Annotated in this window: 9 protein-coding genes and 2 pseudogenes; 9 read left to right on the top strand and 2 right to left on the bottom strand. The window is 69.4% G+C overall.

The features are described from left to right. Both ACGF5G_RS35345 and ACGF5G_RS35340 read left to right on the top strand, forming a co-directional pair. A pseudogene (locus tag ACGF5G_RS35345) lies at positions 1–416 on the top strand (hypothetical protein); the annotation flags it as partial. Between the two features lie 458 nt (positions 417–874). Beyond that, positions 875–1,252 carry a transposase gene (locus ACGF5G_RS35340; RefSeq protein ID WP_393271210.1) on the top strand — a complete coding sequence of 126 codons (378 nt, stop codon included), beginning with the start codon at positions 875–877 and terminating at the stop codon, positions 1,250–1,252. A gap of 4 nt (positions 1,253–1,256) precedes the next feature. Here the strand turns inward: ACGF5G_RS35340 and ACGF5G_RS35335 are convergent, their stop codons facing one another. Next, positions 1,257–2,366 (bottom strand): uroporphyrinogen-III synthase, encoded by a 1,110-nt coding sequence (locus ACGF5G_RS35335; protein WP_393271208.1) that lies wholly within the window; start codon positions 2,364–2,366, stop codon positions 1,257–1,259. Between the two features lie 572 nt (positions 2,367–2,938). Here ACGF5G_RS35335 and ACGF5G_RS35330 point away from each other — a divergent pair. The 6 genes from ACGF5G_RS35330 to ACGF5G_RS35305 all read left to right on the top strand — a co-directional run bounded on the left by ACGF5G_RS35330 (position 2,939) and on the right by ACGF5G_RS35305 (position 9,633). Then, on the top strand, positions 2,939–4,240 hold the full coding sequence (locus ACGF5G_RS35330; protein WP_393271206.1) for an ABC transporter substrate-binding protein: 1,302 nt from the start codon (positions 2,939–2,941) through the stop codon (positions 4,238–4,240). Next, complete coding sequence (locus ACGF5G_RS35325) at positions 4,240–5,691, top strand: ABC transporter permease subunit (RefSeq protein ID WP_393271205.1); 1,452 nt, start codon at positions 4,240–4,242, stop codon at positions 5,689–5,691. The genes ACGF5G_RS35330 and ACGF5G_RS35325 overlap by 1 nt, the downstream gene beginning before the upstream one ends. Beyond that, positions 5,691–6,611 carry a carbohydrate ABC transporter permease gene (locus ACGF5G_RS35320; protein ID WP_393271203.1) on the top strand — a complete coding sequence of 307 codons (921 nt, stop codon included), beginning with the start codon at positions 5,691–5,693 and terminating at the stop codon, positions 6,609–6,611. Before ACGF5G_RS35325 ends, ACGF5G_RS35320 begins: the two co-directional genes overlap by 1 nt. A 265-nt stretch (positions 6,612–6,876) precedes the next feature. Beyond that, positions 6,877–7,128 carry a hypothetical protein gene (locus ACGF5G_RS35315; protein WP_357702224.1) on the top strand — a complete coding sequence of 84 codons (252 nt, stop codon included), beginning with the start codon at positions 6,877–6,879 and terminating at the stop codon, positions 7,126–7,128. 247 nt (positions 7,129–7,375) lie between these two features. Then, on the top strand, positions 7,376–8,344 hold the full coding sequence (locus ACGF5G_RS35310) for a winged helix-turn-helix domain-containing protein (RefSeq protein WP_393271201.1): 969 nt from the start codon (positions 7,376–7,378) through the stop codon (positions 8,342–8,344). A gap of 41 nt (positions 8,345–8,385) precedes the next feature. Next, a complete protein-coding gene (locus ACGF5G_RS35305) occupies positions 8,386–9,633 on the top strand; it encodes a hypothetical protein (RefSeq protein ID WP_393271199.1) in 1,248 nt (415 codons plus the stop codon). A 151-nt stretch (positions 9,634–9,784) separates the two neighbouring features. On the opposite strand, the pseudogene ACGF5G_RS35300 reads toward ACGF5G_RS35305, so the two are convergent. Beyond that, positions 9,785–9,919 (bottom strand): annotated as a pseudogene (locus ACGF5G_RS35300) (transposase); the annotation flags it as partial. A gap of 163 nt (positions 9,920–10,082) precedes the next feature. On the opposite strand from ACGF5G_RS35300, the gene ACGF5G_RS35295 reads away from it, so the two are divergent. Further along, positions 10,083–10,511: a hypothetical protein gene (locus tag ACGF5G_RS35295; RefSeq protein ID WP_393271197.1), complete on the top strand. Its 429-nt coding sequence runs from the start codon at positions 10,083–10,085 to the stop codon at positions 10,509–10,511. Positions 10,512–10,698: the final 187 nt, after the last annotated feature.

Raw genomic sequence — 10,698 nt, 5'->3', positions numbered from 1 at the left:
GCAAGGAAATCGCTCGTTATCTCTGGTCGCGGCCCTCGACCTGCGGGCTGCCCACGATGTCCACCGAGTCGACCTGCACCGAACTGAAGGTGACCATCACCCATCCCGGCCAGGGGATGCCACCGATCGAGGCGGTCGCGACCTACGGAACGCAGGAGAAGAAGCTCACGGCCTCCGACGGCGGATCGCAGACGATCGTCTTCGCCTCCGGACGAGAGCGCGCCGTCAATGTGCAGTTTCCCGGCTACGACTACAAGCTGATCGGCGAGTACGAGGACCCGGGCACCTGCGAAAAGCTGGCGACGACAGGTGCGATGACCGCCCGGATCAGCCTCATCGGAATCCTGATGATCTCCGTCGGCGCGGCCCTGATCGTCTTCGTGCGTCGCAGAAGGACATCGGCGGACGAGCTCTAGTCAGTGCATGTCCACCACGTCGCCGGGTGGCCGGTGATGGTTGTGGATCATCGCCTTGAAACGAGCGGCCTGCGCCGATCAACTCGCGAGGTGGGCCTCCGCCCGGACCAACTGATCCTTGCGTCGCCCTTGATGGGCGGCGGGCACACGTCGGGACTGGCCGGCACCGGGTAGGTGCCGGCCAGTCCCGACGGTGCGCGATGACCAACCGCCCCCATCCGCGGTCACCCGCCTACGGTGGTAGCCCAACCGATATGCCGGCTGGTACATGGGCCGCTCGCGCAGGTACTCCCGTCGCATCCTCGGCTATGCGATGGGCGCCCACCACGACGCCGGTCTGGTCGTCGCAGCGCTGAACATGACCGCCATCGCCCGAGGCGGCAACGCCGACGGAGTGATCTTCCACAGCGACCGCGGCAGCGAGGGCGGATTCAACTGGTGGTCAGTGGTTGGCCGGGGTGAGCCGGCCCTCGAAGGCGATCTGGAAGGCGTCCGCCACGGCCCGACGCATCCGCGCTCTCGACGCCGAACTCGCCGCCCTTGCCGGCGCATCACCGCTACCGGTCTCATCAGGCAACACCACCCGACACCGACTCGACCGCGGCGGCGACCGACGCCTCAACCGAGCCCTCTACACCGTCGCCCTGGTCCGCATGGGCCACGACCCCCGCACCCGCGCCTACGTCACCCGCCGCACCGTCGAAGGACGCACCAAACGCGCGGTCATGCGCAACCTCAAGCGCTACATCTGCCCGCAACTCTTCAAACCCTGGCCGGCACACGCCCAGCCACCAGCACCACTTGGCAGTTATAGAAGCGTCTCGGTGTGCCGGTGAGCGCTCAGGCCCCCAGCCGGTAGCCACGCTTCATCACGGTCTGGATCAGGTCGACGCCGTCCAGCGGGGTGTGGTCGAAGGCTCGCCGCAGCCGCGACACCGCCATCTCGACGGCGTGGTCGTCGACGTCGGCCCAGCTCGGCGCGGCTGCCCGGATCTCGGCCGGGGACAGCACCCGGCCGGGACGGCGGGCCAGCGCCCGTAGCACCGAGATCGGGCCGGGCTGGACCGGAATCACCTGGTGGCCGATCACCATCGCCTGGCTGCGGATCTCCACCCGGTGGCCCTGCACGTCGAGCTGGAGCGACCGTCCCGGGAGTTGGTTCGCCAGGACCTTGACCAGGTCCGGCAGGGCCGGACTGTTCGCCACGTACGCGCTGAGGCCGAACGCCCGCAGTGGCTCCGCCGCCAGGTGACCCAGACAGGCGGGCACGATGTCGGCGGTCAGCGCGTTGAGCACCTCGCCGAGTACGCCGTCGGCCTCGGCCTGGCGAAGCAGGTTCTCGGTGGCGGTCGCCCCGGTCAGCGCGACGGCGTCGACCTGCCGCCGGATGATGACTCCGCACAGCCGGCGCAGGATGTCGATCCGCAGCGGCGGGAGAAACCGGTTGGTGACGACCTCGACCACGGTCGCCCCGTTGCGGCGTAGGGCCTCGCAGTACTCCCGGTGTGGCTCCGACTCGATCTGCGCCACCACCCGGCGGCCGATCATCGGCTGGGCGAGGAGATAGCGGAACAGGTCTTCGGTGGTCGTGGAGGCGGTTGCCCATATCTGGCTCAGGCCGAGATCCCGCAGCGTGTCGGCGGCGTGTCCGTCGCGGGCCAGCAGGCGGGCGTGCGTCAGCCGGTCGATGAGCGCGTCGAGGTGGCCGGTCTGCTGGACCACGCGCAGCCAGGCCCGCAGGCCCAGGCCCGACGACACGATGACCTCGTGCACCGGTCCTGTGACGCAGGAGCGGGTGGCGACGGCAACGGCCTCCGCCACCGGTTGGGCCACCGAGCGGACCGCCTGGACGTTGATCGTCCGTGCCGAGGTGGCCTCCAGCAGGGTGGCGAGGTCGTGTCGACGACGCTCCGACAGGACGGCGACCGTGTACCCCGCCAGGTCCTCCACACTGTCCTCCTGTCACGCCGCTCAACCTCAAACAGGTGCACGGTTCCGGACGGCGGTTGGATCACTTCGAAGCGACTCTTTCGTCGGGAAGAAGTGTCGCGTTAACAGGGCAGACATAGCAGTGGTGGCCAATCTCAACACCGTGACGGTTCGTTCACCGACCCGGTGCTACCGGAATTTGGGACGGCGCGCCGATCCGGACGGTGTTTCACCAGCTCAGAGTGGATCGGCGAAGAGTTACCGGCGAGTCGGGGCCGGATCCGACAAGTTGATCTTGTGAGGTGTTCGTCGGTCCCGTCACGTAGCACCCAGTTGACTTCCGGGAAACGCGGTGGTGATGAAGACTCGGCGCAATCACCGATCGGTTGATCGGGTGCGATCGATAAGGCCGACCCGGATGGGGACGGATGAGGCGGGCCGACCGCCAATCCGGAACCTGGGTCGGCGACCGTCGCCCGTCGACCGCGGTTGAGCTGCCACTCAACCGCGGTCGACTCCGAACGCGGGGCGGGCGGCGGGTCGTCGCCCGCTCCGGTCCAGTCCCGATCCGCAGACCAGATTCAGGAGGGTCCATGATACGACGATGGGTACCGCTCGCCGTGGCGACGGCGGTCCTTGCCACCGCCGCAGGGTGCGGTGGCGATGCCGGCCCGACGTCCGGCGCGCCGGACGCGAACCTTGCCGGCAAGACGGTCGAGGTGGCGGCCACGTGGTCCGGTGCCGAGCAGGCGAACTTCCAGGCGGTGCTGGACGCCTTCGCCGCGAAGACCGGCGCGACGGTGAAGTACACCTCCGGCGGCAACGATCTGCCGGTGCTGCTCAACAGCCGGATCGCCGGGGGTTCGCCGCCGGATGTGGCGCTGATCTCGCAGCCCGGGGTCGTGGCCGAGTTCGTGAAGCGGGGCGCGATCAAGCCGCTGACCGGTGACGCGGCCGCCGCGATCAAGGCCAACTACAGCTCTGCCTGGCAGGAACTGGGCACCGTGAACGGGCAGCTCTACGGCGTCTACTTCAAGGTGGCCAACAAGTCGGTGATCTGGTACCGGGTCGACAGCTTCACCGACGCCGGGGTGCAGCCGCCGAAGACCTGGGACGAGCTCAAGACGGTCTCCGCCGCGCTCGCCGACTCCGGGGTGACGCCCATGGTGGCCGCCGGTGGCGACGGGTGGGTGCTGACCGACTGGTTCGAGAACACCTACCTCCGGGTCGCCGGCCCGGAAATGTACGACAAGCTGGCCAAGCACGAGATCCCCTGGACCGATCCCAGCGTGGTCAAGACGCTGACCCTGCTGGCCGACTACTGGCGTACGCCGCGCTTCCTGGCCGGCAACCCGACGCAGACCACCTTCACGCAGGCGATCGCCGACGTGTTCGGCAAGTCGCCGAAGGGAGCGATGCTGTTCGAGGGTGACTTCGTCGCCTCAGAGATCAACAAGCTGGGTGAATTGAAGGTCGGCGAGTCGGCGAAGTTCTTCAACTGGCCGTCGGTCGACGGCTCGAAGCCGGCGGTGGTGACGGCGGGCGACCAGGCGGTCGCCTTCAAGGACACGCCGGAGGCGAACGCACTGATGGCCTTCCTCGCCTCGCCCGAGGCAGCGAAGATCATGGCGGCCAAGGGCGGGTTCATCTCGGCGAACTCGGGACTGGACGTCGCGACGTACGCGGACGACACCACCCGGGAACTCGCCGAAGCGGTGGTGAAGGCCGAATCGCTGCGCTTCGACCTGTCGGACCTCACGCCGCAGACGTTCGGCGGTGGGACCAGCGCCCACCTGTGGGTGCTGCTGCAGGACTTCCTGGCCAAGCCGATCGCCCCTGAGGCGTTGGCCCAGCAGCTCGAGGCCGCCGCGAAGAAGGACTTCGGAGGCAACTGATGACGATCACGCCCGACCCGGCCCAGGGCATCCGTCCGTCCCCTGCCCGAACAACGATCGGCCGGGCGAGCGTGGCCGATGGCCCCGGCGGCTCACGGCACGCCGCCGGCGGCCCGGGCCACCGGGACGCCCCCGGCGGCCCACGGACCACCGCCGGGACCGCGGCCCGCCGACGGTCGCGGGAGACCCGCCTGATGGTCGCGCTCTTCCTCGGCCCCGCCCTGGTGCTGCTGCTGGTGCTGGTCTGCTATCCCATCGTCTACACGCTGTGGCTCAGCTTTCGCAGCGGTGACGGATCGAGGTTCGTCGGCCTCGACAACTACGTCACCATGTTCACCTCGCCGAACACCCGGCGAGCCATCCTGAACAACCTCGTCTGGGTGATCGTGGCGCCGGCCGTGGCCACCACCCTCGGGCTGATCTTCGCGGTGTTGACCGAGCGGCTGCGCCGGTCGGCCGTGCTCAAGGCGGTCCTGTTCATGCCGATGGCCATCTCGTTCCTGGCCGCCGGCGTCACCTTCCGGCTGGTCTACGACGAGAACCCGGACCGCGGCGTGCTCAACGCGGTCGCGGTGTCGGTGCACGACGCCTTCGAGTCCCCGTCGCGCTACCACGGCGTGGATGCCCGAGAGCAGGGCGAGCTGGCGCCGATCAACGGCGGCTTCGAGTCCAGAGGGCCGGCGAACCCGGGTGAACCCGTCCACCTCGCCCTCGTGGGCCTGCCGCCGGACCGGATCCCGACCGACGCCAAGCCGGCCACGGCACCCACCGGCGGCCCCGGACTGCAGGGGGTGGTGTGGCTCGACTTCACCCGCGGCGGCGGCGGCCAGGCGGGGATTGTCGACGCCGGCGAGGTGGGGCTGCCCCAGATGACCGTCGAGGCGGTGGCCGACGGGGGCAGGGTGGTCGCCACCACCCGGACCGACGCCGCCGGGCGGTTCGCCTTCCCCGAACTCACCTCCGGCCCATACGTCATCCGGCTGCCCGCCGACAACTTCACCGAGCCGTTCAACGGCGTCACCTGGCTCGGGCCTTCACTCATCACTCCCGCCGTCATCGGGGCGTACATCTGGATCTGGGCCGGCTTCGCCATGGTGCTGGTGTCGGCCGGGCTGGCCGCCCTGCCTCGGGAAGCACTCGAAGCGGCCCGGATGGACGGCGCGAGCGAGTGGCAGACATTCCGGCACGTGACCGTGCCGCTGGTCCGGCCGGTGCTCGTCGTGGTCCTGGTCACCCTGACAATCAACGTCCTGAAGATCTTCGACCTCGTCTACGTGCTCGCACCCGAGTCGTCCCAGGACGACGCGACCGTGGTCGCCCTGGAGATGTACCGGGTGTCCTTCGGCGGCGGCCTCGACTACGGGCTCGGCAGCGCCCTCGCGGTCCTGCTGTTCGCCCTGGTGCTCCCCGCGATGCTGTTCAACATCCGGCGCCTGAGGAGGGATAGCTGATGAGCCACGCCACCATCGACGCCGTACCGGAACTGATACCCGCCGGTACCGCGCGGGGCGGCCGGCCGCGACCGGGACCGTGGACCCGGTTCATGATGCGGTTCGGCAAGGCGCTGCTGCGACTGCTGGTGGTCCTGATCGGCGTCTTCTGGCTGCTGCCGACCTTCGGTCTGGCCGTGGCGAGCCTGCGTAGCAGCGCCGACAACAGCGCCACCGGCTGGTGGACGGTCTTCACCGCGCCGGCCCAACTGACCCTCGACAACTACGCCCAGGTGCTGCAGAACGAGCGGATCGTCGAATCGCTGTGGAACACGGTGCTGATCACCGTGCCGTCGACCCTGCTCGTGGTGCTGCTCGGCGCACTCGGCGCGTACGCCCTGGCCTGGATGGACTTCCCCGGCCGGGACTGGCTGTTCGCGCTGGTCGTCGCGTTGATCGTCGTGCCGATCCAGGTGGCGATCGTGCCGGACGCACGGATCTTCCGGACCCTCGGCATCTACGGCGAGATCCCAGCGGTGGTTGCCTTCCACGTGGCCTTCGGGTTGCCGTTCGCGATCTTCCTGCTGCGGAACTTCTTCCTGAACATCCCGCGCGACCTGCTGGAGGCGGCCCGCATCGACGGCGCCCGGGAAATGCTCATCTTCGCCCGCGTGGTGCTGCCGATCGGCTGGCCGGCCATCGCCTCGCTGGCGATCTTCCAGTTCCTGTGGGTCTGGAACGACCTGCTGGTCGCGCTCGTCTTCGCCACCTCCGACAATGCCCCGATCACCTACGCCCTGCGGGAGCAGATGCGGTCGTTCTCGTCCAACCTCGACACGATCGGTCCCGGCGCGTTCCTGTCCATGCTCGTGCCGCTGGCGGTCTTCTTCGCCTTCCAGCGCTACTTCGTGCAGGGCGTCCTCGCCGGGTCAGGTAAGTAGCGAAAGGTGAATCACGGGGTGCGCGCCGGGCACGACGCAGGGGCGCGCACCCCAGCACCCGGAACCCGGAACCGGGGTGGGGCCGGACTCCGCTGACCCCACCCCGGGCACCGCCGTTCGGCGAATTCGTCGGCTGCCCGAGGCACGTCGGTCGCCCGAGGCGATCGACCAGCCCGCATCTCGTGCGTGCGACCTCGGTGGTGGTGCGCCTGGTGCCGGATCTGCCTCGCGGGCATGGCCGCCACCTACCGGAAAGGAGCCGGTGATGAGCCCGTCGGAACTGCTCAGTACCAGGGCGGAGGCACTCTTCGCCTCCACGCTCCAACCGTCGAAGGATCCGACGCCCGAACAGATCCGGCAGGCGGTGTTGTACAGCGTCAGCCGGCACCGGGCGGCCGGTTGCGCGGCACTCGTCGCGCAGGAGTACGGCGACCATCCGGTCGAGGCGGTCAGTCGCATGCGCTGGGCCGTGGCCGCCGTCCGAGCGGCGTACCAACTGGTCGGGCCGTCGGCCTGACCGCCGGCGTCCGGCATCCGCGAGTACGGAGCGAGGTTCAGGCTGGTCGGTGGGGTAGTGGCGGCCGGCCAGCCAGATGGTGAGGCCCTTCATGGTGGTTGATCAGTCCATGGTCGGCCGGTCGGCCTGCTGCCTTCCGGCTGAGGACGCTTCTCCGGCGGCAGGCTCTGCGCTGTCGGCGACCTCTCGATGCCGTCAAGGACGGCGTCCGCGGACCAGCACCGGTCGCCGTCAGCTGTCCATACCCGTGCTGGATGTCCCGCTGTGCTACGCCGGGCTGGAGTTGCAGACGTCCACCGGCCTGGTCCGACTGCACGCTGAGTCGAGCGCGGTCATGCTCAGTGGCCAGCAGGTCGCCGTGCTGGCCGTCCTGATCACGGCGCGGGGGACGCCCCTCAGCCGGGAGGCGATCTGGGCCGCCATGCCGCGCGGGTATCGGCCGCCGACAGCTGCCCAGATCGGCGTGGTGATCGCCAACATCCGTAGGAAGATCGGTGCCGCACGTATTCTCACCGGGGCGGACGGCTGGTGGGTGCGGGATCCGATCGCGCCGGAGTCGGTCGACGGCACCGACGTGCTGTCGTTCGGCAGCCTGCGACTCGATGTCGAGCATCGGTACGTGTTCGACGGGCCGGCTCGGTTCGTCCGGCTCGGCCCGCAGGAGTTCGCCGTGCTGCGGGTGCTCGTCGAGGCGCGGGGAGTGCCGCGCAGCAGGAGTGGGATCTGGTCGTCGTTGCCGCCGCACGACCGGCCGGCCACGATCGCCGCGGTGGGCGTGCTCATCCACCACCTCCGGGAACGCCTCGGGCCGGACCGGATCATCACAGGCGGGGGCGGCTGGCGGCTGGCCGGCCCGGCGGAGGCCCCGCCGCGCGCGGCGGAGTGGGCAGGCGTGCGATTGGAACGCACGACCAGCGAAACCTGGCTGGCCGGGCAGAACGCGCCCGTCAAGCTGAGCCCCCAGCAGGCCGAGGCGTTGCAGGTGCTGATCGATGCGCAGGGCGAGCCTCGTAGCGGCGCACAGGTCCGGGACGGGATGAGCGTCAGGGCGCGCCCGAAGAACGCCCTGGCGGTGGGCAGCGTCATCTCACGCCTGCGGCGCAAGATCGGCCGGGACCGGCTGGCCACTGGCAGGGCCGGCTGGTGGTTGACCGATCCGGCCCTCGCCCAGGTAGGGGGTGAGCGGAGGATACCGATGCGAGTCCATTGCGGATAGTGTCCTCGGCCGTACTGTCCGCTCGCCTGAAGGGTTCTGCTATGGCCTTTGGTCATCGATGGCTGGTGCGAACTGCCGCCGCCGCGCTGCTCCTGCTTGCCGGGATGGCTACCCCCGCCGGTCCCGCCTCGGCGGCGGACCCGGGCGCGAAGTTCACGCTCGATCTGCCCGGTACGACGATTCCGCTGGGGGTCGAGAAGAAACGGGTCCACCTGCGGCTCACCAATCTGACCGACCAGACCCCGAGAGAGATCATTTTCTACGTCCGCCCCTCCGAGTTGGACTGGTCGTACAAGGCCGCGCTCATATGGCCGGAGGGCGGTGGCTCCGGTGAGTGTGACGGCGACCACTCGGGCTGGTACTGCCGTATCGAATCGAGCCTGTTTCCGGAGCTGATGCCGGCACCCGGCGGGACGGTGGATCTGCCCATCGATATTCAGGTCTACGAAAAAAAGAAGCCCTACGAAGGCAGGTTCCACGTCGAGGCTGGCATGGCCTGGGGCGACGACAAGATGCAACTCAGTGCCAGCAAATGGTTCACGCTCAAGTTGGTCGACGATCCCGAAGCCGACCTGTCGGTGGTGGCGCCGGACGTGAAGCAGTCGGTGCGGGTCGGCGCGGACGGCCGGCTCGAATCCACCGGGACGTTGAACCCGGGCGAGACGGGCGCGGTGCGGTACCGGGTCGTCAACCAGGGCCGGAAGGCAGTCAGCGGCGTCAAGGCCACGCTGCACCTGCCCAAGGGCGTGACGTTCACCCGACCGCCGAAGGAGTGTGCGGTCGGCGACGACGGGCGGTCAGCGGTCTGCACCTACGACACGCTCGCGCTCGTACCGGTCGGCCAGGACACCGACCCGAATGACAGCATCTACTCCGCCGTCGAGTTGCACAATCTGGCGACGGTGTCGGCCTCCGCCAAGGCACCCGTCACCTTGGCGGGCGGGACTTTGCAGGTCGAGGGCTTGACCGAGCGGACGGACACCCTCTCCGGCCCGGAGCATGCCGAACTTCCGGCGAACGCCGTCGCCGTACGGGCAGCCGATGTGGACGACAGCGACAACGAGGACGGGTTCGCCGTCGTGGTCGCCGCGAGCGGCAGTGGCGGGGACGGCGACGACGACGGCGGCAGCGGTGGCGGCGGAGGTGATCTGCCGATCACCGGGCCGCAGTCCGGGCTGATCGCCGGAGCCGGTCTCGCCATGGTGGCGGGTGGCGGCATCATGGTGCTCCTCGCTCGGCGCCGCCGCGCGGTCGCGATGGTCCGCGGGGACGAGACGCCCGCAGTCTGACCTGTCCTCCACCGGCCCGCGAGGGCCGTTCACCTAGGCCGCGTTCCAGAAGCGGGGTAGCCATTCGTTGATCGCCGTGATGTGCACGGTGGCTTCGTAGCGGACGGCGAGCTTGTCGTACCGAGTGGCTACCCCGCGGTGACGGTTGAGCCCGCTCCCACGTGCCGCCACGCTGCCAACGCCGAAGCACCCCGTACACCGTCTGCCAGGGCACATAGCAGTCCGGCACGTCCCGCCACGGCGCGCCGACCCTCGTGCGCCACCGAATCCCGTCGATGAACTGCCTACCGGAGACCTCTTCACTTACCGATCAACGACACGCCACAGCCTGCCCCGCCAGCGCACCCACCTTTTGAAAGGCGCCCTGACACCCGCGCCCTGCGGTGGGCGGGGCGCGGGCGGACGGCGCGGACGGTGGTGGGACGGTCGCTGCTGCGATCATGCGGGGCATGCGGGACGAGAACCTCGCGGGACGGTGGGACACCGGCCCGTACGACTACGGGGTGATGGAGTCGAGTTGGCTCTGCCTCCACCCGGACGGGACCGGCTGGAGCGCGTGGGCCAACGTCGGCGGCGGGTCGGTTAGTCACCTCACCTGGTCCTGTCCGGCGGAGGGCGAAATCGAGCTCCGCTACACCTGGACCGCGTCCGGCGACTGGTCACCGGGCGCACCGCCCACCCTGGTCGAGGTCGACGAGGAGGGTCCGGACGACACGGTGGTGCGCACGCGCTATTCGGTCCGCGTCGAGACGCCACCCCTGGTCGAGGCACCGATGATCACCCTGCACCTGGATGACGCCGTCGAATTCGCGCACCGCTTCGCGCTCTCGACCCGAGACGTCGACCGCAGCGATCCGCCCGCCCCGGGCAATCGGTGAACCGTCCGCACCGTCAGGCGGCGCCGCGTCCGCGCACCAGCAGTGCTGTGCAGGGGCGACTCACTCGTCTCCGCATCGGATGTCGGCGGCCTTGCCAGCGTTGTCGTAGACGATGTCGCACGTCAGGTGCGGGACGTACTTGGCCTTGTAGCTGATCTCCGAGCGTTCCCAGGCGTCCCACAGATCC

The sequence above is a fragment of the Micromonospora sp. NPDC047730 genome (assembly GCF_043204765.1).
In the GTDB taxonomy this organism is placed as follows: Bacteria; Actinomycetota; Actinomycetes; order Mycobacteriales; family Micromonosporaceae; genus Micromonospora.
This window is presented reverse-complemented; position numbering and strand designations above follow the sequence as displayed.

Excerpts from the sequence above, each read along its gene's own strand:
- ACGF5G_RS35330 (WP_393271206.1), top strand. The coding sequence starts at position 2,939 with ATGATACGACGATGGGTACCGCTCGCCGTGGCGACGGCGGTCCTTGCC.
- ACGF5G_RS35325 (WP_393271205.1), top strand. The coding sequence starts at position 4,240 with ATGACGATCACGCCCGACCCGGCCCAGGGCATCCGTCCGTCCCCTGCC.
- ACGF5G_RS35320 (WP_393271203.1), top strand. The coding sequence starts at position 5,691 with ATGAGCCACGCCACCATCGACGCCGTACCGGAACTGATACCCGCCGGT.
- ACGF5G_RS35315 (WP_357702224.1), top strand. The coding sequence starts at position 6,877 with ATGAGCCCGTCGGAACTGCTCAGTACCAGGGCGGAGGCACTCTTCGCC.
- ACGF5G_RS35305 (WP_393271199.1), top strand. The coding sequence starts at position 8,386 with ATGGCCTTTGGTCATCGATGGCTGGTGCGAACTGCCGCCGCCGCGCTG.
- ACGF5G_RS35295 (WP_393271197.1), top strand. The coding sequence starts at position 10,083 with ATGCGGGACGAGAACCTCGCGGGACGGTGGGACACCGGCCCGTACGAC.